Below are 22,194 nucleotides of genomic sequence, written 5' to 3'. Positions count from 1 at the left end.
CATGAGCCTGGCCCTTTCCCAACCGCCGATGCGCAGGTTTTCCAACCTGCTGTACCGCAAGCCCAACCTGTACCTGGCGATGCTGCTGGTTCCGCCGCTGATCTGGTTCGGCGCGATCTACCTGGGTTCGCTGCTGACCCTGCTGTGGCAAGGCTTCTATACCTTTGACGACTTCACCATGGCGGTCACCCCGGACCTGACCCTGGCCAACTTCGCCGCGCTGTTCCAGCCGTCGAACTTCGACATCATCCTGCGCACCCTGGGCATGGCGATCGTGGTGTCGATCGCCAGCGCCATCGTCGCCTTCCCGATCGCCTACTACATGGCGCGCTACACCACGGGCAAGACCAAGGCGTTCTTCTATATCGCGGTGATGATGCCGATGTGGGCCAGCTACATTGTCAAGGCGTATGCCTGGACCTTGCTGCTGGCCAAGGGCGGCGTGGCGCAGTGGTTCGTGCAGCACCTGGGCCTGGAACCGGTGTTGCAGTTCGTGCTGGGCATTCCCGGCGTGGGCGGCAGCACCTTGAGCACCTCTCACCTGGGGCGCTTCATGGTGTTCGTCTATATCTGGCTGCCCTTCATGATCCTGCCGATCCAGGCGTCCCTGGAGCGCTTGCCGCCGTCGTTGCTGCAAGCCTCCGCCGACCTCGGCGCCAAGCCGCGCCAGACCTTCATGCAGGTAATCCTGCCGCTGTCGGTGCCGGGGATTGCCGCCGGTTCGATCTTCACGTTTTCGCTGACCCTGGGCGATTTCATCGTGCCGCAACTGGTGGGCCCGCCGGGTTACTTCGTCGGCGGCATGGTCTACGCCCAGCAAGGCGCCATCGGCAATATGCCCATGGCGGCGGCGTTCACCCTGGTGCCGATCGTGCTGATCGCAGTTTACCTGTCCATCGTCAAACGCCTGGGGGCCTTCGATGCACTCTGAGAAATCATCATTAAGCTTGAAGATCGCAGCCTGGGGCGGGTTGGTATTCCTGCACTTCCCGATCCTGATCATCTTCCTCTACGCCTTCAACACCGAAGAAGCCGCGTTCAGCTTTCCGCCCCAGGGCTTTACCCTGAAGTGGTTCAGCGTGGCCTTCGCCCGGCCGGACGTGTTGGAAGCGATCAAGCTGTCGTTGCAGATCGCCGCCATCGCCACCCTGATTGCCATGGTGCTGGGCACCCTGGCCTCGGCGGCGCTGTATCGCCGCGAGTTCTTTGGCAAGCAAGGCGTGTCGCTGATGTTGATCCTGCCGATTGCGCTGCCGGGGATCATCACCGGTATTGCACTGCTGGCGACGTTCAAGACATTAGGCATCGAGCCGGGGATGTTCACCATCATCGTCGGCCACGCGACGTTCTGCGTGGTGATCGTCTACAACAACGTCATCGCCCGCCTGCGCCGCACGTCCCACAGCCTGATCGAAGCCTCGATGGACCTGGGTGCCGACGGCTGGCAGACCTTCCGCTACATCATCATGCCCAACCTTGGCTCGGCGCTGCTGGCCGGCGGCATGCTGGCGTTTGCGCTGTCGTTCGACGAAATCATCGTCACCACCTTCACCGCCGGCCACGAACGTACGTTGCCGCTGTGGTTGCTCAACCAATTGAGCCGGCCACGGGATGTGCCGGTGACCAATGTGGTCGCGATGCTGGTGATGCTGGTGACGATGTTCCCGATCCTGGGCGCCTATTACCTGACCCGCGGTGGTGAAAGCGTGGCCGGGAGTGGTGGTAAATAATTTTTTATTGAAGACACCGAGCTCAAATGTGGGAGGGGGCTTGCTCCCGATAGCAGTGTGTCAGTTGTAGATGATGTGACTGAAAGACTGTCATCGGGAGCAAGCCCCCTCCCACATTTAGAGCCGGTTTATTCAGTGACATAACGATCGCTTTTTGGAGGACTGAACCATGCAAACCAAACTCTTGATCAACGGCCATCTGGTCGAAGGCGAAGGCCCGGCGCAAGCGGTGTTCAACCCGGCATTGGGCCGCGTGCTGGTGGAAATCAAAGAAGCCAGCGAAGCCCAGGTCGACGCCGCCGTGCGCGCCGCCGATGCGGCCTTCGAAGGCTGGTCGCAGACCGCGCCCAAGGATCGCTCGCTGTTGCTGCTGAAACTGGCCGACGTGATCGAAGCCCACGGCGAAGAACTGGCCAAGCTGGAATCGGACAACTGCGGCAAGCCCTACAGCGCCGCGCTGAACGACGAGATCCCGGCAATTGCCGACGTGTTCCGCTTCTTCGCCGGCGCCAGCCGATGCATGAGCGGTTCGGCCGGTGGTGAATACTTGCCCGGCCACACCTCGATGATCCGTCGCGACCCGGTGGGCGTGATCGCGTCCATCGCGCCGTGGAACTACCCACTGATGATGGTCGCCTGGAAAATCGCACCGGCCCTGGCCGCGGGCAATACCGTGGTGCTCAAGCCATCGGAGCAAACCCCGCTGACCGCGTTGCGGATGGTCGAGCTGGCGTCGGAGATTTTCCCGGCCGGGGTACTCAACCTGGTGTTCGGCCGTGGGCCCACCGTGGGCAGCCCGCTGGTGAACCACCCGAAAGTGCGCATGGTGTCGCTGACCGGTTCCATCGCCACCGGTGCGAATATCATCTCCAGCACCGCCGACAGCGTGAAGCGCCTGCACATGGAGCTGGGCGGCAAGGCGCCCGTGATCATCTTCAACGACGCGGATATCGATGCAGCGGTGGAAGGCATTCGTACCTTTGGCTTCTACAACGCCGGGCAGGACTGCACCGCAGCGTGCCGGATTTATGCGCAGGCGGACATCTACGATGCCTTTGTGGAGAAGCTCGGCGCGGCGGTCGCCAGCATCAAATACGGCTTGCAGGATGACCCGGCCACTGAGCTGGGGCCGTTGATCACTGCGCAACACCGCGACCGGGTTGCCGGGTTTGTCGAACGCGCCGTGGCGCAGCCGCATATCCGCCTGGTCACCGGTGGCAAGGCGGTGGAAGGCAATGGTTTCTTCTTTGAGCCGACCGTACTCGCCGATGCGCAACAGGACGATGAGATCGTGCGCCGCGAGGTGTTCGGGCCGGTGGTGTCGGTGACCAAGTTCACCGATGAGGTGCAGGTACTGGGCTGGGCCAATGATTCGGACTACGGGTTGGCGTCGTCGGTATGGACCGCCGACGTAGGACGCGCCCATCGCCTGGCCGCGCGCCTGCAGTACGGCTGCACCTGGGTAAACACCCATTTCATGCTCGTCAGCGAAATGCCCCACGGTGGTCAGAAACTGTCGGGGTATGGCAAGGATATGTCCATGTACGGGCTGGAGGACTACACCATGGTTCGGCATGTGATGTTCAAGCACTGATCTCCCCAAGCGCCGTAACGCTTTATTGTAGGAGCGAGCTTGCTCGCGAAGAACGCAAGAGCACCGCGGTTAATCAGAATGTCCGCGTTATCGTTGACGTTCTTCGCGAGCAAGCTCGCTCCTACATTTGGATGTTCATAATTCCTGGGTAATGTGTCCACTCAGAGCGCCGGAAATGTCTTGTCGCATTTGCAATGCTATCACCCCGCCATCAATCAATTTTCCTACGTCATCGAACCGCTTAAGCTATCCGGCGTCTGTTTAATGTCCGTTGCGTTTGGCCGAAGGCATGTCCGAACCGTAATTTCTGATCCAGCACGTGCCAGGAACGGCGCGGGATTTGCTCACGACAGGTTGTCTCTATGCACCGCAGGAATTTGCTCAAAGCCTCCATGGCCATTGCGGCCTACACCGGTTTATCGGCCAGCGGCCTGCTTGCCGCGCAGGCCTGGGCCGGGAACCGTGCCGCCGATGGCAAGGCCGTGGCGTTCGATTTTGAAACGCTCAAGGCCCAAGCCAAACAGCTGGCCGGGACCGCGTATAAAGACACCAGACAGGTGCTGCCGCCCACACTGGCGACCATGACCCCGCAGAATTTCAACGCCATCGGCTACGACGGCAACCATTCGCTGTGGAAGGAATTGAACGGCCAGCTCGACGTGCAGTTCTTCCACGTCGGCATGGGCTTCAAGACACCGGTGCGCATGCACAGCGTCGACCCCAAGACCCGTGAAGCCCGCGAAGTGCATTTCCGCCCTTCACTGTTCAATTATGAAAAAACCACCGTCGACACCAAACAGCTGACCGGCGACCTGGGTTTCTCCGGCTTCAAGTTGTTCAAGGCGCCGGAACTGGATCGCCATGACGTGCTGTCGTTTCTCGGCGCCAGCTACTTCCGCGCGGTGGATTCCACCGGCCAGTACGGCCTCTCCGCCCGTGGCCTGGCGATTGATACCTACGCAAAAAAACGCGAAGAGTTCCCCGATTTCACGCAGTTCTGGTTCGAGACCCCGGACAAGAACGCGACCCGCTTTGTGGTCTACGCCCTGCTCGACTCGCCGAGCGCCACCGGTGCCTACCGCTTCGATATCGACTGCCAGGCCAACCAGGTGGTGATGGCCATCGACGCCCATATCAACGCACGTACCGCCATCGAACAGTTGGGCATCGCCGCCATGACCAGCATGTTCAGTTGCGGCACCCACGAGCGCCGCATGTGCGACACCATTCACCCTCAGATCCACGACTCGGACCGCCTGGCGATGTGGCGGGGTAATGGCGAGTGGATTTGCCGCCCGTTGAATAACCCGGCCAAGCTGCAGTTCAATGCGTTCGCCGACACCGACCCGAAAGGTTTCGGCCTGGTGCAGACCGACCATGAGTTCGCCAGCTACCAGGACACCGTCGACTGGTACAGCAAGCGTCCAAGCCTGTGGGTCGAACCGACCACCGCCTGGGGCGAAGGCTCGATCGACCTGTTGGAAATCCCCACCACCGGCGAGACCCTGGACAACATCGTGGCCTTCTGGACCCCGAAAAAGCCGGTGGCGGCCGGCGATTCACTCAACTATGGCTACAAGCTGTACTGGAGCGCCCTGCCCCCGGTCAGCACGCCGCTGGCGCAAGTCGATGCGACCCGTTCCGGCATGGGCGGCTTTACCGAAGGTTGGGCGCCGGGGGAGCACTACCCGCCAGTGTGGGCGCGCCGGTTTGCCGTGGACTTCAAGGGCGGCGGCCTGGACCGCTTGCCGGCCGGCACCGGGATCGAGCCGGTGGTGACCTGCTCCCACGGTGAAGTGAAAGACTTCAGCGTGCTGGTGCTCGACAACATCAAGGGTTACCGCATCCTGTTCGACTGGTACCCGACCAGCGACAGCGTGGAGCCGGTGGAACTGCGACTGTTTATCCGCACCCAGGACCGCACCCTGAGTGAAACCTGGTTGTATCAGTACTTCCCGCCGGCACCGGAACAGCGCAAGTACACCTGATCCAGATCGTTCCCACGCTCGCGTGGGAACGATCCTCGGGCACGCCATCAGAACCGCGACACACTCTTCATCGCTCCAATCAAATACCGCATCGCCACCTGATCGCTTTCGGTCAGGGCGCGATACTGCGCCAGTAACTCGGCTTCGTCCGAACTCAACCTGCGGCCACGCAAGGACACCCTGCGGGTAAAAAAAGACACCACCGCACCCGCTACACCATAGGACTTGGCCATGGACTGTTTCTCCTGATATCGATCAAAAACTCCTGTGCCCACAAACCGTTTCCCGGGGAACGCAATGCCTCGGTGTACAAACAGACTGACTCCCTGGGCCAGAAATCAGTCGTACCCTAAGCGTAGAAACAATCTCGTTACGCGTGGGATTTTTTTAGAGTATTCACTTAAAAAACCACTTCGGTAACAAATACCTACAACCATATCCCACAGCAGCAGGCAAAAAAAACCCACCGGTTCAAGGTGGGTTTCGAGGGCGCCGACGCAGGATCAATCCCTCAAGTCAGACTCATGGATCGGTTGGTCCCGGTGGGTCGCTCGTTGGTACTGAGCCGGCCAAATAGCCTTGCGCCCGCCCAGATCATCATCGGCATGCAACGGCCAGTAAGGGTCACGCAGCAGTTCACGCGCCAGGAAGATGATGTCGGCCTGGCAGGTACGGAGGATGTGCTCGGCCTGGGCCGGTTCGGTGATCATGCCGACGGTGCCGGTGGCGATGCCCGATTCCTTGCGTACACGCTCGGCAAAGCGCGTCTGGTAACCGGGGCCGGTGGGGATTTCGGCGTTGGCGGCAGTGCCACCGGAAGATACGTCGATCAGGTCCACGCCCAGGTCTTTGAGGCGACGCGCGAGTTCAACGGTTTCATCAGGGTTCCAGCCATCTTCCACCCAGTCGGTGGCCGACACCCGCACGAACAGCGGCAGCTCCTGGGGCCAGACTTCGCGCACCGCTTCGGTCACTTGCAGCACCAGGCGGATACGGTTCTCGAAGGAGCCGCCATATTGGTCCTGCCGCTGGTTGCTGATGGGCGAGAGGAATTGATGCAGCAGGTAACCATGGGCGGCGTGGATTTCCACCACTTCAAAACCAGCGGTCAGGGCGCGCCTGGCGGCGGCGACAAAATCGGCGATCACTTGCTGGATCTGCGCCTCATCCAAAGGCTTGGGTTGGGTGTGCTGCGGGTCGAAGGCAATCGGCGACGGCCCCACCGGCACCCAGCCACCGTCTTGCGGCTTGACGCTGCCGTGCTTGCCGATCCATGGCCGGTGGGTGCTGGCCTTGCGCCCGGCATGGGCCAGTTGGATGCCCGCCACCGCGCCCTGGGCGGCGATAAACCGTGTGATGCGCCGCAGGGGTTCGATCTGTTCGTCGTTCCACAGGCCCAGGTCTTCGGCCGTGATGCGGCCATCGGCGGTTACGGCGGTAGCTTCGGTGAATATCAGCCCGGCGCCACCGACCGCGCGGCTGCCGAGGTGGACCAGGTGCCAGTCGTTAGCCAGGCCATCGACACTTGAGTACTGACACATCGGCGACACGGCGATACGGTTGAGAAGGGTCAATTGGCGCAGGGTATAGGGTTCGAGCAGCTGGCTCATGGCGCACCTCTTCTTGGCTTTTGGGCACTTTTGTAGGAGCGAGCTTGCTCGCGAAGGCCTCATAGGCGCCGCGTCTATCCAGGATTAACGCGTTACCGTGACGTTTTTCGCGGGCAAGCCCGCTCCTACACAACAGTGCTTAGAGCCTAGTCGACAACCGTGGATTGCACAGAGTTCAGACGTAAAGCGGGAGCCGATTGCCGGCTCCCGTACCGCGCAGGCTTACATTTCGACCTGGGTGCCCAATTCGATCACTCGGTTGACCGGGAGCTTGAAGAACCGCAGGTTGCCGTTGGCGTTCTTGAGCATGAATGCAAACAACGCTTCGCGCCAACGGGCCATGCCCTTGATGCGGGAGGCGATGACGGTTTCACGGCTGAGGAAGTACGTGGTGCGCATCGGACTGAAATCCAGGCCGTCCAAATGGCACAGCTTCAACGCTTCGGGGACGTCCGGCTCATCGGTAAAGCCGAAGTGCAGGATCACGCGAAAGAACCCCTCGCCGTAGGAATCCACCTCGAAGCGCCGTGAGGCCGGGACACGCGGGATGTCTTCGTAGACCACTGTCAGCAACACCACCTGTTCATGCAGCACCTGGTTATGCAACAGGTTGTGCAACAGCGCATGGGGCACGGCGTCCGGGCGCGCGGTAAGGAACACCGCCGTGCCCTGCACGCGATGCGGCGGCTGCACGCGGATGCTGCTGATGAAGATCGGCAACGGCAGGCCACCTTCATCGAGGCGGTCCACCAGCAATTGCTTGCCGCGCTTCCAGGTGGTCATCAGCACGAACAGCACAATCCCCGCCAATACCGGGAAGGCGCCGCCCTGAATGATCTTCGGCACGTTGGCCGCGAAGTACAGCCCGTCCACCAACAGGCAGCAGACCAGGACCGGCACGGCCAGAATCGGTGGCCATTTCCACAGCAACAGCATGACTGCCGACACCAGGATCGTGGTCATCAACATAGTCCCCGTCACCGCCACGCCGTAGGCCGACGCCAGTGCGTTGGAGGACTCGAAACCCAGCACCAGCAGGATCACGCCGACCATCAGTGACCAGTTCACCGCACCGATATAGATCTGGCCCTGTTCGGCGCTTGAGGTGTGCTGGATATGCATGCGCGGGATATAACCCAACTGGATCGCCTGGCGCGTCAACGAGAACGCACCGGAAATCACCGCCTGGGACGCAATCACCGTGGCCAGGGTGGACAACACCACCAGCGGGATCAGCGCCCAACTCGGCGCCAGCAGGTAGAACGGGTTGCGTGCGGCTTCCGGGTCGCCCAGCAGCATGGCGCCCTGGCCGAAATAGTTGAGCACCAGCGCCGGCAACACCAGGATGAACCAGGCGCGGGCGATGGGCTTGCGGCCGAAGTGGCCCATGTCGGCATACAGCGCCTCGGCACCGGTCAACGCCAGCACTACCGCACCGAGGATTGCCACGCCAATGCCAGGGTGGGCCTCGAAGAAACGCACGCCCCACATCGGGTTCAGGGCATTGAGCACTTCAGGGTGCAGGGTAATGCCATACACACCGAGACCACCCAACACCAGGAACCAGGTCACCATCACCGGCCCGAACAACTTGCCGATGCGGTCGGTACCGTGCTTCTGGATCAGGAACAGCGCCACCAGCACCACCAGGGCGATCGGCACCACCCATTTTTCCAGGCCGTCGAACGCAAGTTCCAGGCCTTCAATGGCCGACAGCACCGAAATCGCCGGGGTAATCATGCTGTCGCCATAGAACAGCGCCGCACCGCACAGGCCGCACACCACGAGGAAACTGCGCAACTTCTTGCGCTCCCCCGCCGCCCTTCGCGCCAACGCGGTCAGGGCCATGATGCCGCCTTCGCCCTGGTTATCGGCGCGCAGCACGAACAGCATGTATTTGATCGACACCACCCAGATCAACGACCAGAAGATCAGCGCCAGGATCCCCAGCACACCGTCATGGTTGACCTGCACCCCATAACCACCGTTGAACACCTCTTTGAGGGTATAGAGCGGGCTGGTACCGATATCGCCGTAAACCACCCCGACCGCTGCCACCAGCATGCCGATCGGCTTCGCGTTGGAATGCTCGGCACCTGCTGCCTGACTAATTGCCTGACCCATCAACCACTCCTGCCCTTTGACCTGAGGTCTCTTATAAACAGCGCGTCTAAGCTGACCCTAGCATGCGCTGTTTTACTTCTCGTAACAGACGTTTTATTGACCCAAGGGTTTTCCCCGTGCGCAACGGCGCGAAGCATAGCGCAGCGGTCGTCGTATTTCCCTGCTCAAGTGATTCGGGTATCGATTTACACCGTCAGTCGTAGATGAAGCGGCATTTTGGAGCCTTTTTGCCTGCATTGATCACATTTACGGCCAACCGTATATTTTCCGCCCGGCTCAGTAGCGCAGCCTCAGCGGTGTATGCGCAAGCTCCTTGGCCACCTTGCCTGATCAATAAATCGCGCGCCTGCATCACGTGCGTAGTCGATATAAAAACTCAATCATTGCTCTGTCTCTTTTAAGGTACATTCCGCATGTACGAAGTGAAACACGTACTTTCAGTCAACGGGGTGGATATCTACCAGGCTTGGCTGGACACCGTGCAAGACACGCGTTCAAAGGCAAGAATCACCACCAGAGTGGATCGAGCTTCCCTTGGCCACTTTGGTGTTACCGAGTCGGTGGGTGACGGGGTCTTTGAGATGAAACTCGACTTCGGGCCTGGGTTTCGTGTGTATTACGCAATCCAGGATCGAAAAATTGTTTTCCTGTTGGGCGGCGGCTCAAAGGCCAGGCAGCAGAACGACATTGATCAGGCCAAGGCCCTCTGGAAATCTTACAAGGTGCAGCAAAAATGACCATTCGTACTCGTTCTCATGAAGATAGTGTTCTTGAAATGCTCCGAGACGACGAAGCATTTGCCTTGGAATATCTATCTGTCGCGCTTGAGGAAATCGATGAAGCGGGTGGGGAAGACGCGTTCCTTGTCGCTATCCGTCGAGTGGCGGACGCTCGCGGCGGGATGCTCAGTCTGTCGCAGAACACGGGCCTCAATAGAGCAAATCTCTATAGGTCCCTCGGCGTCGGCGGCGACCCAAAGCTTTCCACTCTCCTGAAAGTGCTTCAGGCGTTAGGTGTGGGCATGTCTAAAGTTGTAACGCACCGCACAGAGCAGGACGTCCGGGCTTAAGAACGTGTAAGGGCTGGGCGATTCACCCAACACAACACTCGTCGCATTTCCCTGCATAAAGCTGGTCAAGTGCGTTGCCCGTCGCTAGAATTGCGCACTTTTTGATCAGAGGCGCAGCAAGCGCCCGTCCGCAGCCCTGTCGTGCCCGACTGGCGGCGTCATTCAATACCGAGGTTAGACATGTCCACCACCATCGCAAAAGCCAACCCCAAGGTTGGCTTTGTTTCCCTGGGTTGCCCGAAGGCTCTGGTCGATTCCGAGCGCATCCTCACGCAACTGCGTATGGAAGGCTATGACGTCGTGTCCACTTACCAGGACGCCGATGTGGTGGTGGTCAACACCTGCGGCTTTATCGACTCGGCCAAGGCAGAGTCCCTGGAAGTGATCGGCGAAGCCATCAAGGAAAACGGCAAGGTCATCGTGACCGGCTGCATGGGTGTGGAAGAAGGCAATATCCGCAACGTGCACCCCAGCGTACTGGCCGTGACCGGCCCGCAGCAGTACGAGCAGGTGGTCAATGCCGTGCACGAGGTGGTGCCGCCGCGCCAGGATCACAACCCGCTGATCGACCTGGTACCGCCCCAAGGCATCAAGCTGACCCCGCGTCACTATGCGTACCTGAAGATTTCCGAAGGCTGCAACCACAGCTGCAGCTTCTGCATCATCCCGTCGATGCGCGGCAAGCTGGTCAGCCGCCCGGTGGGTGATGTACTCGACGAGGCCCAGCGCCTGGTCAAATCCGGCGTCAAGGAGCTGCTGGTGATCTCCCAGGACACCAGCGCCTACGGCGTCGACGTGAAATACCGCACCGGCTTCTGGAACGGCGCGCCGGTGAAAACCCGCATGACCGAACTCTGCGAAGCCCTCAGCAGCCTGGGCGTGTGGGTGCGCCTGCACTACGTCTATCCGTACCCGCACGTGGACGAGCTGATCCCGTTGATGGCCGCCGGCAAGATCCTGCCGTACCTGGACATCCCGTTCCAGCACGCCAGCCCGAAAGTGCTCAAGGCCATGAAACGCCCGGCCTTCGAAGACAAGACCCTGGCGCGCATCAAGAACTGGCGCGAGATCTGCCCCGAGCTGATCATCCGTTCGACCTTCATCGTCGGCTTCCCCGGCGAAACCGAAGAAGACTTCCAGTACCTGCTGGACTGGCTGACCGAAGCGCAACTGGACCGTGTGGGTTGCTTCCAGTACTCGCCCGTGGAAGGTGCCCCGGCCAACCTGCTGGACCTGGCCGTGGTCCCGGATGACGTCAAGCAGGACCGTTGGGAGCGCTTCATGGCGCACCAACAGGCAATCAGCTCGGCGCGCCTGCAACTGCGTATCGGCAAGGAAATCGAAGTGCTGATCGATGAAGTCGACGAGCAAGGTGCAGTCGGCCGTTGCTTCTTCGATGCACCGGAAATCGACGGTAACGTGTTTATCGACGATGCCAGCGGCTTGAAGCCGGGTGACAAGGTCTGGTGCACCGTGACCGACGCTGATGAGTACGATCTGTGGGCTGAAAAGCGCGACTGATCGAAAAAACTTGAAAAGCCCTGCTTCTGGACAAGATGCGGGGCTTTTTTAGGTCTATCGTTTTGCCCATCAGCGCCAATCAACGCAAGGGGCAGCGGGCATGCGTCAGCATTCAGTTATCCACACACCTAAAGCCAGCGACTACGCAGAGCTGGCGCGCATCTGGGAGGCCTCGGTGCGGGCCACCCATGATTTTTTGCCGGACAGTTACATCGTATTGCTGAAAAACCTGCTGCTGACCCGCTACCTGGATTCGGTGATGCTGATCTGCACCCGTGACTCGCGCCAACGCATCACCGGGTTTGCCGGGGTGGCGTGCGGTAAGGTGGAGATGCTGTTCGTCGACCCGCAATACCGCGGGCAAGGCCTCGGCCGGCAGTTGCTGCGTTATGCAATCGAGCGCATGAACGCCGACGAACTCGACGTCAACGAGCAGAACCCCCAAGCCTTGGGGTTTTATTTCAAGCAGGGTTTCGAAGTGGTCGGACGCACCGAGCATGACGGCCTGGGGCAGCCCTATCCGTTGCTGCACCTGCGCCTGCGCCAGCAACAACAAAACGCCCGTCAGGGCTAAATGAAATGGGGCCGGGATTAACCGCGCCCACACAGGTACAATAGCCGCCCCCTTTTGTTACGGCCCTTGTCATGACTGACCCCATACGCCTCTCCAAACGCCTTATCGAACTGGTCGGTTGCTCCCGTCGGGAGGCTGAGCTGTTTATCGAAGGCGGCTGGGTCTCGGTGGACGGTGAAGTGATCGACGAGCCGCAATTCAAGATCACCACCCAGAAGGTCGAACTGGACCCGGAGGCCAAGGCCACTGCGCCAGAGCCGGTGACCATCCTGTTCCACGCCCCGGTTGGTGTAGATGCTGAGACGGCAATGGCCTCGATCAGCGCCGAAACCCTCTCGGAGGAACACCGCTTCAGCAAGCGTCCGCTCAAGGGCCACTTCCTGCGCCTGACCGCCAGCGCCGACCTGCAAGCCAAGGCCAGCGGCCTGCTGGTGTTTACCCAGGACTGGAAGATTCTGCGCAAGTTGACCGCCGATGCCGCCAAGATCGAGCAGGAATACGTGGTGGAGGTTGAAGGCGACATGGTTGCCCACGGCCTCAACCGCCTGAACCACGGCCTGACCTACAAAGGCAAAGAGCTGCCAGCCGTAAAAGCCAGCTGGCAGAACGAAAATCGCCTGCGCTTTGCGATGAAAAACCCGCAACCGGGCGTGATCGCCCTGTTCTGCGAAGCCGTTGGCCTGAAAGTCGTCGCTATCCGCCGCATTCGCATCGGCGGCGTGTCCATCGGCAAAGTGCCGGTTGGCCAATGGCGTTACCTGTCCGGCAAAGAAAAGTTCTAAACAGCCTCCCCCTTTCCAGGCACCGCCCCACCCGGCGGCGCCCACCGTTGAAAACCAGGATTGCCCACCATGATTCACAACGACGTACTGCGCAGCGTGCGCTACATGCTCGACATCAGCGACAACAAGATGGTCGAGCTTATCAAGCTCGGCGGCATGGACGTGACCAAGGAAGACCTGCTGACCTACCTCAAGAAAGACGAGGAAGAAGGCTTTGTGTTCTGTCCGGATGAGGTCATGGCCCACTTCCTCGATGGCCTGGTGATTTTCAAGCGCGGCAAGGACGAAAGCCGTCCGCCGCAGCCGATCGAAACCCCGGTGACCAACAACATCATCCTCAAGAAACTGCGTGTGGCCTTCGAACTGAAGGAGGACGACATGCACGCCATCCTCAAGGCTGCCGAATTCCCGGTGTCCAAGCCTGAACTGAGCGCACTGTTCCGCAAGTTCGGCCATACCAACTACCGCACCTGTGGCGACCAGCTGCTGCGCAACTTCCTCAAGGGCCTGACGCTGCGGGTTCGCACGTAAGCCATGGGTTACCAGGTCTCGCCGGTCGGTTTCGTACGCTCCTGCTTCAAGGAGAAGTTCGCCATCCCGCGCCAACCGCAACTGGCGCCTGCCGCGCGGGGCGTGCTGGAGTTGGTGGCGCCGTTCGACCAGGGCGAGGCGGTACAGGGCCTGGAGCAGGTCAGCCACGTGTGGCTGTTGTTTCTGTTCCACCAGGCCCTGGAAGACAAGCCCCGCCTGAAAGTGCGCCCGCCCCGCCTGGGTGGCAACACGTCCATGGGGGTGTTTGCGACCCGCGCGACTCATCGGCCCAACGGGATTGGCCAGTCAGTGGTCAAGCTGGACAAGGTGGAGCCGGGCCGGCTATGGATTTCCGGGATCGATTTGCTCGATGGCACCCCGGTATTGGATATCAAGCCGTATGTGCCCTACGCCGATATCATCGACACAGCCACCAACAGCATCGCCAGTGGTGCACCACAACTGATTCCGGTGCAGTGGCTGAAGAGCGCACTGCAGCAGGCACAAGGCCATGCCCAGCGCCTTGGGGAGCCGTTGGTGGAGTTGATCGATCAGTGTCTGGCACAGGATCCACGGCCGGCGTACCAGACGCCAGGGCCTGAACGCGAATACGGGGCGCAGTTCTGGGATGTGGATGTGCGCTGGCACTATCCAGAGGCCGGGATGATTTGTGTGTTGGAAGTGGTGCCAGCGGGATAAACCGGAAACCCAATGTGGGAGGGGGCTTGCTCCCGATGGCGATGGATCAGTCAACGTGTATATCGACTGCCCCACCGCCATCGGGAGCAAGCCCCCTCCCACATTTTTTACCGCAGTTATTTCTCGACGAACGCGCGCTCGATCAAGTAATCACCCGGCTCACGCATCCGCGGCGAAACCTTCAGGCCGAAGCTGTTCAGCACTTCGCTGGTCTCGTCCAACATACTTGGGCTGCCGCACAACATGGCGCGGTCGTCCTCTGGGTTGATCGGTGGCAGGCCGATGTCGCTGAACAGCTTGCCGCTGCGCATCAGGTCGGTCAGGCGGCCTTCGTTTTCGAATGGCTCGCGGGTCACGGTCGGGTAGTAGATCAACTTCTCACGCAGGGCCTCGCCGAAGAATTCGTTCTGCGGCAGGTGCTCGGTGATGAACTCGCGGTAAGCGACTTCGTTGACGTAGCGCACGCCGTGGCACAGGATCACTTTTTCAAAGCGCTCGTAGGTTTCCGGGTCCTGGATCACGCTCATGAACGGAGCAAGGCCAGTACCGGTGCTGAGCAGGTAGAGGTGTTTGCCCGGCTTCAAATCGTCAAGCACGAGGGTGCCTGTCGGTTTTTTGCTGATGATGATCTCGTCGCCTTCCTTCAAGTGCTGCAATTGGGAAGTCAGCGGGCCATCCGGCACCTTGATGCTGAAGAACTCCAGATGCTCTTCCCAGTTCGGGCTGGCAATGGAGTAAGCGCGCATGAGCGGGCGGCCGTTGGGCTGTTGCAGGCCGATCATCACGAACTGACCGTTCTCGAAGCGCAGGCCCGGATCGCGGGTGCACTTGAAGCTGAACAGAGTGTCGTTCCAGTGATGAACACTGAGGACACGCTCGTGGTTCATGTTGCTCATGTACGGGGGACTCCTGGAAATGGGTCTGCGCCAAAGATGAAGTGCGCAATTGCACAGCATTCTAATGGCGGCGACAATATCTGTTAACTGGATTATTAAGATAAGGGTTATCGGTTATATCGATATGCGATTTACTCTCCGTCAACTGCAAGTCTTCGTCGCCGTCGCCCAGCAGGAAAGCGTCTCCCGCGCTGCTGGCCTTCTGGCCTTATCTCAATCCGCCGCCAGCACCTCGATTACCGAGCTGGAGCGCCAATCCAGCTGCCAATTATTCGACCGTGCCGGCAAGCGCCTGAGTCTCAACGCCTTGGGCCATCAGCTGTTGCCTCAAGCGGTGGCGCTGTTGGACCAGGCCAAGGAGATCGAAGACCTGCTCAACGGTAAGTCCGGCTTCGGCTCCCTGGCGGTCGGCGCTACCCTGACCATTGGCAATTACCTGGCCACCCTGCTGATCGGCAGCTTCATGCAGCAGCACCCCGAAAGCCAGGTGAAGCTGCATGTGCAGAACACTGCCAATATCGTGCATCAGGTTGCGCACTACGAAATTGACCTGGGTCTAATCGAAGGCGACTGCAGCCACCCCGATATCGAGGTGCAAACCTGGGTGGAAGATGAGCTGGTGGTGTTTTGTGCACCTCAGCACCCCCTGGCCAAGCGCGGCGTGGCCACCCTGGAAGAATTGACCCATGAGGCCTGGATCCTGCGGGAACAAGGCTCCGGCACGCGCCTGACCTTTGACCAGGCCATGCGCCATCACCGCAGCGCGCTGAATATCCGCCTGGAGCTGGAGCACACCGAGGCGATCAAACGGGCGGTGGAATCGGGTTTGGGCATCGGGTGCATTTCCCGGCTGGCGCTGCGCGATGCATTTCGCCGTGGCAGCCTGGTGCCGGTAGAAACCCCGGACCTGGACCTGGCCCGGCAGTTCTACTTCATCTGGCATAAACAGAAATACCAGACCTCGGCCATGCGAGAGTTCCTGGAACTGTGTCGGACCTTCACCGCCGGGGTTCAGCGCAGCGACGAGATCGTGCTGCCGAGCATTGCCTGATCGTCAGATCAGGATCACGGCCCACACCAGGGTGATCATGGTCAACGCCACGAATTGCGCAGCGCTGCCCATGTCCTTGGCGTTTTTCGACAAGGGGTGGCGATCAAGGGAAATACGGTCGATCGCCGCTTCTACCGCCGAATTGAGCAATTCAACGATCAGGGCCAACAGGCACACCGCAATCAGCAGCGCGCGCTCAACACGGCTGACGTGCAGGAAAAAACTCAGCGGGATCAGGATGACGTTCAACAAGACCAGTTGACGGAACGCCGCCTCACCGGTGAAAGCCGCGCGCAGGCCATCCAGGGAATAGCCCCCTGCATTGAAGATACGTTTGAGACCGGTTTGACCCTTGAAAGGCGACATAGACGTAGGCAACTGAACCAAAGAAGTGGGGAAACTAGATCACGCAAAGTCAAAAAAGCGTGAATCGGTAACAACTTAATGCTGAGCAATTGACTCAAGTTGTTGCAAGAGCAGCGCCGCCTGGGTCCGCGTGCGCACCCCCAATTTGCGAAAGATTGCCGTGACATGCGCCTTGATGGTCGCTTCCGACACACTCAGCTCATAGGCGATCTGCTTGTTCAGCAAACCTTCGCAGACCATGGTCAGCACTCGAAACTGCTGGGGTGTCAGGCTGGCCAAGCCATCACGGGCGGCCTTGGCTTCGTCGGACACGTTGATGTGTTCGAATGCCTGCGGCGGCCAGGACACATCACCGTCCAACACTGCACGCACGGCCTTCTGAATATCTTCCATCGCGCTGGACTTTGGAATGAAGCCGCTGGCGCCAAACTCCTTGGAACGCACCACCACGTCGGCGTCTTCCTGGGCAGAGACCATCACCACGGGGATCTGCGGGTATTGCCCACGCAGGAGCACCAGCCCCGAGAAACCGTAGGCGCCGGGCATGTTCAGGTCGAGCAGCACCAGGTCCCAATCGGATTTCTCGGTAAGGCGGGCTTCCAGCTCGGCAATGCTGGCCACTTCAACCAGGCGCACGTCGGGGCCAAGGCCCAGGGTCACGGCCTGATGCAGCGCACTGCGAAACAGCGGGTGGTCATCGGCTATCAGGATTTCGTATGTGGCCATTGATTAAATGATCCTGTTTTTTATGGCAGCCCCGATGAGTTCGGGGTTCACCAATACACAAGGCGACGGCCAGGCAGCCATCGCCACAGGGTACGTTCAACGTCAAAAGCACTTGGAACGACGTCGAAAACTCACGGTTGCACCCCAATCGGCGCTCAGCATGCCCAGCGCAGCCTGGGGGGTCAAGCACTACGCCCATGGGCATTTTAGCGGCATGCAGGTTTACGGTGCCATCATGCAAACGTCGTCTGGCTATAGCGTGGGTATATAGGGTGCCAGACGAGTATGGACGCAGTCGGTCGGGTCCAGTGGCAACTGGAACTTGGCGGCCAGGTAATGGGTGCTGAATACGTCGAGGTAGGCGTCCAGTACTTCGCTGGCAGCGGCGTCATCGGCCAGTTCCAGGCACAGGGCGGCGACTTCGGCGGTGCAGAAATGGTCATCACGCTTGGAGCGGCGCAGTTTGTAGCGCGAAAGCTGCTCAGGCGCCAGGCTCAATACCGGCAGATGCTCCAGATAGGGACTCTTGCGAAACATCTTGCGCGCTTCGCTCCAGGTGCCATCCAGCAGGATGAACAGCGGGCGCTTGCCTTCTGCCACCGCCACGGTACTGACAACACGCTCGGGCGCCACGAATTCGCCGGGGAACACGATATAGGGCTGCCACTGCGGGTCAGCGAGCAGAGTGAGCAAATCCGGGTCGACTTCGGTGCGCGACCAGGCGAATGCCGTGGTGTCCTCGACCACGTCGGCGATCAACCAGCCGGTGTTGCTGGGTTTCATCGGTTCGACATCGTGCATCAACAGGCACATGGCGGACCTGGCTGCGACCTGGGGGCGCCAGGCACACAGGCAGTATTCGGGGATGACCCGGCAGCCGGGGCAGCGTTCGGCACGGGAGCCTCGATTGACGAAGGGCTTGATCGCGCGTGCCAGGCGCTGTGTGCGCAGGCGGGAGACGGCGTGGCTCATCGGATGCGCCGTACAGAGGGGTAGATCGACACGGAGAAAACTCGTGGAAGGCTGAAGTGACCGCAGTTTACCAGCGATACGCCTGGCTGTAGTGGCAAGGGGTCACCTATAATTGCGCGCCACTGAACGCACAGCGCAGTGGCTGGTCTATGCACCAGTAACCGAATCAGGAGAGTTTCATGCTGCGTTCCATGCTGCGTCTTGCCGCCCCATCCATCGCACTTGCGCTGGTACTGCCCGTGGGCGCCCAGGCGGCCTCGCTGCTGGAGGCCCAAATGAACCGGAAGCTGCAAAGCGTCGCGACTGAAAGCAACAAGGACCTGCCCCGGGAAATCGACGAAAAAACCCTGGAAGTGGCCTACACCGTTGAGGGCATGCAACTGATCGATCACCTCAGCGTATTGCCTGATCGCGCCGAACAGATGCGCGCCAACCCCAAGGCGGTGTATTTCCAGCTGGGGCAAAGCGTGTGCCTGAACAAAGGTTATCGCGAGCTGATGGCCAAGGGCGCAGTGATGCGCTATGAAATCACCGAGAACAAGACCAACCGCCCTGTGGCATCGGTGAAATTCGTGGAAGCGGATTGCCCGGCACCGGCTGCCGCCAAGAAGAAAAAGTAATCTTCGCTTGCCCTTCGCGCGCTGCTGCTCAGTAGCGCGCACGCCCCTGCTCCGTTTCCCTGCAGTTCAGCTGAACTCCCTGTCGAGTGACCAATAAGCGGTTGCCAGCCAAGGGTTTTTCGGCCCATGATCAAGTCATCCCGACCGCCCGTTCATCACGGCTTCCACACCGTTCTGTAACATTTCCAGGGCAAAAGAGGGTTGCCCTCCTGCGTCATGCAGTGCAAAGGTTTTTTAAATCACAAGGAATATACAGAGCCCGTTTGCTGCCTGGCGAACACGTGCAATGCCTTGGTATGCAGCGACACATGCAGTGTCGTGGCCCCCGGACGAATCTCTCGCCGTTGGCCCAGCCTCTGTGAAGAAGGAGAAGTTGAATGCCTTACGAACCGAATGACCGCCTGCTCCGGCATTTTGAAGAAAACGGGGCCGACCTTACGCAACAGGTTGAAGCTCAGCTCCAGCAGATCGCCCCCAACAGCCCGAATATCCCCCTGTATCGCGACATGATCCTGACCGTGCTGCGCATGGCCCAGGACGACCGCAACCGCTGGAACGCCAAGATCACCTTGCAAGCCATTCGCGAACTGGACCACGCCTTCCGCGTACTCGAACAGTTCAAGGGGCGCCGCAAGGTCACGGTGTTCGGCTCTGCACGCACCCCGGTGGAAAGCCCTCTGTACGCCTTGGCCCGCGAGGTGGGTGCCGCACTGGCCCGTTCGGACCTGATGGTAATCACCGGCGGCGGCGGTGGGATCATGGCGGCGGCCCATGAAGGGGCAGGCCTGGAACACAGCCTGGGATTCAATATCACCCTGCCGTTCGAACAGCATGCCAACCCGACCATCGATGGCACCGAGAACCTGCTGTCCTTCCACTTCTTCTTTACCCGCAAACTGTTCTTCGTCAAGGAAGCCGATGCGCTGGTGTTGTGCCCCGGTGGTTTCGGCACCCTGGATGAAGCCCTGGAAGTATTGACCCTGATCCAGACCGGCAAAAGCCCGCTGGTGCCGGTAGTGTTGCTGGATGCGCCGGGTGGCGGTTTCTGGCAAGGCGCCCTGGACTTTATCCGTAGCCAGCTGGAAGCCAATCGCTACATCCTGCCCACCGACCTCAAGCTGGTACGCCTGGTGTACAGCGCTGAAGAGGCAGTGGAAGAGATCAATCAGTTCTATGCCAACTTCCATTCCACGCGCTGGTTGAAACGTGAGTTTGTGGTGCGCATGAACCACCCGCTCAGCGATCGAGCTCTGGCTCATTTGCAGAGTGAATTTGCCAGCCTGCGATTGAGCGGAGAATTCCAGCAGCTTGCCTATACGGGCGAGGAGCATGATGAGCCGAAGTTCAGCCATTTGACGCGGTTGGTGTTCAACTTCAATGGCCGCGACCAGGGCCGGTTGCGGGAGCTGGTGGATTACATCAACTTGCCGGAGAACTGGGCGCAGGCTCAGGGGAAGACGCAACAGCGGGTAGCGCCGCAGCCGGCGTGAAATCCAGAAATGCAGAATCCAGAAACGCAAAAAGGCCCGCTATTTTCATAGCGGGCCTTTTTTGGGGGCTTCAGGTTTGGTGTTTCAGGTTTAGATCGAAGGTGAGGCCATTGGGGCTGCTTCGCAGCCCAGCGCGGGGCAAGCCCGCTCACCACAAACAAGCCCGCTCACCACAACAAGCCCATTCACCACACAAGAAGCCCATTCAACAAACAACAAGCCTATTCACCACACAACAAGGCCGTTCACCACACAACAAGGTGTTCAGTCATCCATGTCTCGGCCACTTAATAAGCGGCTGATCATTTCCATCGAAAAACCGCGATAACTTAAGAAGCGCCCCTGCTTGGCGCGTTCCCTGGCATCAATGGGGAGATGACCCGAGAATTTGCGGCGCCAGGTGTCTTCCAGTTGTGCCTGCCAACTGATACCGCACTCACGCAAGGCAAGGTCGATATCGGCTCGCTGTAAACCGCGCTGGCTCAGCTCTTCGCGAATACGCGCCGGGCCATAGCCGGAACGGGCTCGGTAGGAGACAAAACTTTCGAGATAACGGGATTCCGAAAGCAGCCCCTCTTCCGTCAAACGGTCAAGGGCGGTTTCGATCATCTCAGGTTCCGCGCCGCGCTGACGCAGTTTACGCGTCAGCTCGACTCGACCATGCTCGCGGCGAGCGAGCAGGTCCATTGCGGTGCGCCGAACGGCGACGAGTGTATCCAGTACAACGGTCATCGTTTACTTCAGATGTCAGTGTCGGCTTCTTCTACTTCTTCAACCGGCTCGCGGTTGGCGGCAGCTTTCACGTCTGGTGTTGGGGTCAGCAGTTTGTCGCGGATCTGCTTCTCAAGCGTGGCAGCGATATCCGGGTTGTCCGCCAGGAACTTGGCCGAGTTGGCCTTGCCCTGACCGATCTTGCTGCCATTGTAGGCATACCATGCACCGGATTTTTCAACGAAGCCGTGCAGCACGCCCAGGTCGATCATCTCGCCGTTCAGGTAGATACCCTTGCCGTAGAGAATCTGGAATTCAGCCTGGCGGAAAGGCGGAGCCACTTTGTTTTTCACGACCTTGACGCGGGTTTCGCTACCGACCACCTCGTCACCTTCTTTCACCGCGCCAGTACGGCGGATGTCCAGGCGAACCGACGCGTAGAACTTCAACGCGTTACCACCGGTGGTGGTTTCCGGGCTGCCGAACATCACGCCGATCTTCATGCGGATCTGGTTGATGAAGATCACCAGGCAGTTGGCGTTCTTGATGTTACCGGTGATTTTACGCAGCGCCTGGGACATCAGGCGGGCTTGCAGGCCCACATGCATGTCGCCCATTTCACCTTCGATTTCAGCCTTGGGTACCAGAGCTGCCACGGAGTCGACCACGATCACGTCGATGGCGTTGGAGCGCACCAGCATGTCGGTGATTTCCAGGGCTTGCTCACCGGTGTCCGGCTGGGACACCAGCAGGTCGTCAACGTTGACGCCCAGCTTGCCGGCGTATTCAGGATCCAGGGCGTGCTCGGCGTCGACGAATGCGCACGTAGCGCCCATTTTTTGCGCCTGGGCAATCACCGACAGGGTCAGGGTGGTTTTACCGGAAGATTCAGGACCGTAGATTTCAACGATACGGCCTTTTGGCAGGCCGCCAATGCCGAGCGCGATGTCCAGACCCAGAGAGCCAGTGGAAATAGCCGGGATCGCCTGACGGTCGTGATCGCCCATACGCATTACGGCACCCTTGCCGAATTGACGTTCGATCTGACCCAGGGCCGCAGCCAAGGCTTTCTTCTTGTTGTCGTCCATTAAAGTCCTCACGTAATCAATAAGGCCTGACGGCCAACACCTGTATAAGTAG

The 22,194-nt window shown here is 59.8% G+C and carries 23 protein-coding genes; 14 read left to right on the top strand and 9 right to left on the bottom strand.

From position 1 onward, the window contains the following. The first annotated feature begins 1 nt into the window (after position 1). The 4 genes from BB029_RS07500 to BB029_RS07485 all read left to right on the top strand — a co-directional run bounded on the left by BB029_RS07500 (position 2) and on the right by BB029_RS07485 (position 5,312). Positions 2-931, top strand: a complete 930-nt coding sequence (locus BB029_RS07500; protein ID WP_027604529.1) for an ABC transporter permease — start codon at positions 2-4, stop codon at positions 929-931. Beyond that, complete coding sequence (locus BB029_RS07495) at positions 921-1,730, top strand: ABC transporter permease (RefSeq protein WP_065938730.1); 810 nt, start codon at positions 921-923, stop codon at positions 1,728-1,730. The genes BB029_RS07500 and BB029_RS07495 overlap by 11 nt, the downstream gene beginning before the upstream one ends. A gap of 169 nt (positions 1,731-1,899) precedes the next feature. After that, positions 1,900-3,324 (top strand): gamma-aminobutyraldehyde dehydrogenase, encoded by a 1,425-nt coding sequence (locus BB029_RS07490; protein WP_065938729.1) that lies wholly within the window; start codon positions 1,900-1,902, stop codon positions 3,322-3,324. Between the two features lie 362 nt (positions 3,325-3,686). Next, positions 3,687-5,312, top strand: a complete 1,626-nt coding sequence (locus tag BB029_RS07485) for a glucan biosynthesis protein D (RefSeq protein ID WP_065938728.1) — start codon at positions 3,687-3,689, stop codon at positions 5,310-5,312. A gap of 47 nt (positions 5,313-5,359) precedes the next feature. On the opposite strand, the gene BB029_RS07480 is transcribed toward BB029_RS07485, so the two are convergent. The 3 genes from BB029_RS07480 to BB029_RS07470 all read right to left on the bottom strand — a co-directional run bounded on the left by BB029_RS07480 (position 5,360) and on the right by BB029_RS07470 (position 9,046). Further along, positions 5,360-5,545, bottom strand: coding sequence for a hypothetical protein (locus tag BB029_RS07480; protein WP_065926501.1), 186 nt, complete (start codon positions 5,543-5,545; stop codon positions 5,360-5,362). Between the two features lie 270 nt (positions 5,546-5,815). Further along, positions 5,816-6,922, bottom strand: a complete 1,107-nt coding sequence (locus BB029_RS07475; RefSeq protein ID WP_027604534.1) for an NADH:flavin oxidoreductase/NADH oxidase — start codon at positions 6,920-6,922, stop codon at positions 5,816-5,818. Positions 6,923-7,144: 222 nt separating this feature from the next. Further along, positions 7,145-9,046: a potassium transporter Kup gene (locus BB029_RS07470; protein WP_065938727.1), complete on the bottom strand. Its 1,902-nt coding sequence runs from the start codon at positions 9,044-9,046 to the stop codon at positions 7,145-7,147. Between the two features lie 413 nt (positions 9,047-9,459). On the opposite strand from BB029_RS07470, the gene BB029_RS07465 reads away from it, so the two are divergent. The 7 genes from BB029_RS07465 to tsaA all read left to right on the top strand — a co-directional run bounded on the left by BB029_RS07465 (position 9,460) and on the right by tsaA (position 14,222). Continuing rightward, positions 9,460-9,783 carry a type II toxin-antitoxin system RelE/ParE family toxin gene (locus tag BB029_RS07465; protein ID WP_065938726.1) on the top strand — a complete coding sequence of 108 codons (324 nt, stop codon included), beginning with the start codon at positions 9,460-9,462 and terminating at the stop codon, positions 9,781-9,783. Continuing rightward, on the top strand, positions 9,780-10,115 hold the full coding sequence (locus BB029_RS07460; protein ID WP_043293399.1) for an addiction module antidote protein: 336 nt from the start codon (positions 9,780-9,782) through the stop codon (positions 10,113-10,115). Before BB029_RS07465 ends, BB029_RS07460 begins: the two co-directional genes overlap by 4 nt. Positions 10,116-10,295: 180 nt before the next feature. Then, positions 10,296-11,636, top strand: coding sequence for a 30S ribosomal protein S12 methylthiotransferase RimO (rimO, locus tag BB029_RS07455; RefSeq protein ID WP_003231334.1), 1,341 nt, complete (start codon positions 10,296-10,298; stop codon positions 11,634-11,636). Positions 11,637-11,736: 100 nt separating this feature from the next. Beyond that, positions 11,737-12,210: a GNAT family N-acetyltransferase gene (locus BB029_RS07450; protein ID WP_065938725.1), complete on the top strand. Its 474-nt coding sequence runs from the start codon at positions 11,737-11,739 to the stop codon at positions 12,208-12,210. A gap of 71 nt (positions 12,211-12,281) precedes the next feature. Beyond that, on the top strand, positions 12,282-12,992 hold the full coding sequence (locus tag BB029_RS07445; RefSeq protein ID WP_027604539.1) for an rRNA pseudouridine synthase: 711 nt from the start codon (positions 12,282-12,284) through the stop codon (positions 12,990-12,992). 69 nt (positions 12,993-13,061) lie between these two features. After that, positions 13,062-13,523 carry a DUF1456 family protein gene (locus BB029_RS07440; RefSeq protein ID WP_027604540.1) on the top strand — a complete coding sequence of 154 codons (462 nt, stop codon included), beginning with the start codon at positions 13,062-13,064 and terminating at the stop codon, positions 13,521-13,523. Between the two features lie 3 nt (positions 13,524-13,526). Beyond that, positions 13,527-14,222 carry a tRNA (N6-threonylcarbamoyladenosine(37)-N6)-methyltransferase TrmO gene (tsaA, locus tag BB029_RS07435; protein WP_065938724.1) on the top strand — a complete coding sequence of 232 codons (696 nt, stop codon included), beginning with the start codon at positions 13,527-13,529 and terminating at the stop codon, positions 14,220-14,222. Positions 14,223-14,338: 116 nt separating this feature from the next. Here the strand turns inward: tsaA and fpr are convergent, their stop codons facing one another. After that, positions 14,339-15,118 (bottom strand): ferredoxin-NADP reductase, encoded by a 780-nt coding sequence (gene fpr / locus BB029_RS07430; RefSeq protein ID WP_003172178.1) that lies wholly within the window; start codon positions 15,116-15,118, stop codon positions 14,339-14,341. Between the two features lie 124 nt (positions 15,119-15,242). Between fpr and BB029_RS07425 the strand changes: the two genes are divergently transcribed. Beyond that, positions 15,243-16,169: a LysR family transcriptional regulator gene (locus BB029_RS07425; RefSeq protein WP_065938723.1), complete on the top strand. Its 927-nt coding sequence runs from the start codon at positions 15,243-15,245 to the stop codon at positions 16,167-16,169. 3 nt (positions 16,170-16,172) lie between these two features. On the opposite strand, the gene BB029_RS07420 is transcribed toward BB029_RS07425, so the two are convergent. The 3 genes from BB029_RS07420 to BB029_RS07405 form a co-directional block, all read right to left on the bottom strand. Next, positions 16,173-16,535 (bottom strand): diacylglycerol kinase, encoded by a 363-nt coding sequence (locus BB029_RS07420; protein WP_065938722.1) that lies wholly within the window; start codon positions 16,533-16,535, stop codon positions 16,173-16,175. A gap of 75 nt (positions 16,536-16,610) precedes the next feature. Beyond that, a complete protein-coding gene (gene erdR / locus BB029_RS07415) occupies positions 16,611-17,261 on the bottom strand; it encodes a response regulator transcription factor ErdR (protein WP_065926510.1) in 651 nt (216 codons plus the stop codon). A gap of 252 nt (positions 17,262-17,513) precedes the next feature. After that, positions 17,514-18,233, bottom strand: coding sequence for a tRNA-uridine aminocarboxypropyltransferase (locus BB029_RS07405; protein WP_065938720.1), 720 nt, complete (start codon positions 18,231-18,233; stop codon positions 17,514-17,516). A gap of 179 nt (positions 18,234-18,412) precedes the next feature. Between BB029_RS07405 and BB029_RS07400 the strand changes: the two genes are divergently transcribed. Further along, the gene (locus BB029_RS07400; RefSeq protein WP_027604548.1) at positions 18,413-18,853 is read left to right on the top strand and encodes a PA3611 family quorum-sensing-regulated virulence factor; all 441 of its coding nucleotides are present in this window, start codon (positions 18,413-18,415) and stop codon (positions 18,851-18,853) included. 377 nt (positions 18,854-19,230) lie between these two features. After that, positions 19,231-20,343, top strand: coding sequence for a TIGR00730 family Rossman fold protein (locus BB029_RS07395; RefSeq protein ID WP_065926513.1), 1,113 nt, complete (start codon positions 19,231-19,233; stop codon positions 20,341-20,343). A gap of 264 nt (positions 20,344-20,607) precedes the next feature. Here BB029_RS07395 and recX read toward each other — a convergent pair whose 3' ends face one another. Together recX and recA are read right to left on the bottom strand one after the other, a co-directional pair. Beyond that, positions 20,608-21,075 (bottom strand): recombination regulator RecX, encoded by a 468-nt coding sequence (recX, locus tag BB029_RS07390; RefSeq protein WP_012722522.1) that lies wholly within the window; start codon positions 21,073-21,075, stop codon positions 20,608-20,610. An 8-nt stretch (positions 21,076-21,083) separates the two neighbouring features. Then, on the bottom strand, positions 21,084-22,142 hold the full coding sequence (gene recA / locus BB029_RS07385; RefSeq protein WP_065926514.1) for a recombinase RecA: 1,059 nt from the start codon (positions 22,140-22,142) through the stop codon (positions 21,084-21,086). Between the last annotated feature and the right edge of the window lie 52 nt (positions 22,143-22,194).

It is taken from the genome of Pseudomonas sp. S3E12 (assembly GCF_001702295.1).
GTDB classification, from domain to species: Bacteria; Pseudomonadota; Gammaproteobacteria; order Pseudomonadales; family Pseudomonadaceae; genus Aquipseudomonas; species Aquipseudomonas marginalis.
This window is presented reverse-complemented; position numbering and strand designations above follow the sequence as displayed.

Excerpts from the sequence above, each read along its gene's own strand:
- BB029_RS07465 (WP_065938726.1), top strand. The coding sequence starts at position 9,460 with ATGTACGAAGTGAAACACGTACTTTCAGTCAACGGGGTGGATATCTAC.
- BB029_RS07500 (WP_027604529.1), top strand. The coding sequence starts at position 2 with ATGAGCCTGGCCCTTTCCCAACCGCCGATGCGCAGGTTTTCCAACCTG.
- BB029_RS07495 (WP_065938730.1), top strand. The coding sequence starts at position 921 with ATGCACTCTGAGAAATCATCATTAAGCTTGAAGATCGCAGCCTGGGGC.
- BB029_RS07440 (WP_027604540.1), top strand. The coding sequence starts at position 13,062 with ATGATTCACAACGACGTACTGCGCAGCGTGCGCTACATGCTCGACATC.
- tsaA (WP_065938724.1), top strand. The coding sequence starts at position 13,527 with ATGGGTTACCAGGTCTCGCCGGTCGGTTTCGTACGCTCCTGCTTCAAG.
- BB029_RS07400 (WP_027604548.1), top strand. The coding sequence starts at position 18,413 with ATGCTGCGTTCCATGCTGCGTCTTGCCGCCCCATCCATCGCACTTGCG.
- recX (WP_012722522.1), bottom strand. The coding sequence starts at position 21,075 with ATGACCGTTGTACTGGATACACTCGTCGCCGTTCGGCGCACCGCAATG.
- BB029_RS07480 (WP_065926501.1), bottom strand. The coding sequence starts at position 5,545 with ATGGCCAAGTCCTATGGTGTAGCGGGTGCGGTGGTGTCTTTTTTTACC.
- fpr (WP_003172178.1), bottom strand. The coding sequence starts at position 15,118 with ATGAGCAACATGAACCACGAGCGTGTCCTCAGTGTTCATCACTGGAAC.
- BB029_RS07445 (WP_027604539.1), top strand. The coding sequence starts at position 12,282 with ATGACTGACCCCATACGCCTCTCCAAACGCCTTATCGAACTGGTCGGT.
- BB029_RS07395 (WP_065926513.1), top strand. The coding sequence starts at position 19,231 with ATGCCTTACGAACCGAATGACCGCCTGCTCCGGCATTTTGAAGAAAAC.
- BB029_RS07425 (WP_065938723.1), top strand. The coding sequence starts at position 15,243 with ATGCGATTTACTCTCCGTCAACTGCAAGTCTTCGTCGCCGTCGCCCAG.
- recA (WP_065926514.1), bottom strand. The coding sequence starts at position 22,142 with ATGGACGACAACAAGAAGAAAGCCTTGGCTGCGGCCCTGGGTCAGATC.
- BB029_RS07450 (WP_065938725.1), top strand. The coding sequence starts at position 11,737 with ATGCGTCAGCATTCAGTTATCCACACACCTAAAGCCAGCGACTACGCA.
- BB029_RS07490 (WP_065938729.1), top strand. The coding sequence starts at position 1,900 with ATGCAAACCAAACTCTTGATCAACGGCCATCTGGTCGAAGGCGAAGGC.
- BB029_RS07460 (WP_043293399.1), top strand. The coding sequence starts at position 9,780 with ATGACCATTCGTACTCGTTCTCATGAAGATAGTGTTCTTGAAATGCTC.
- BB029_RS07485 (WP_065938728.1), top strand. The coding sequence starts at position 3,687 with ATGCACCGCAGGAATTTGCTCAAAGCCTCCATGGCCATTGCGGCCTAC.
- BB029_RS07470 (WP_065938727.1), bottom strand. The coding sequence starts at position 9,046 with ATGGGTCAGGCAATTAGTCAGGCAGCAGGTGCCGAGCATTCCAACGCG.
- BB029_RS07405 (WP_065938720.1), bottom strand. The coding sequence starts at position 18,233 with ATGAGCCACGCCGTCTCCCGCCTGCGCACACAGCGCCTGGCACGCGCG.
- BB029_RS07420 (WP_065938722.1), bottom strand. The coding sequence starts at position 16,535 with ATGTCGCCTTTCAAGGGTCAAACCGGTCTCAAACGTATCTTCAATGCA.
- rimO (WP_003231334.1), top strand. The coding sequence starts at position 10,296 with ATGTCCACCACCATCGCAAAAGCCAACCCCAAGGTTGGCTTTGTTTCC.
- BB029_RS07475 (WP_027604534.1), bottom strand. The coding sequence starts at position 6,922 with ATGAGCCAGCTGCTCGAACCCTATACCCTGCGCCAATTGACCCTTCTC.
- erdR (WP_065926510.1), bottom strand. The coding sequence starts at position 17,261 with ATGGCCACATACGAAATCCTGATAGCCGATGACCACCCGCTGTTTCGC.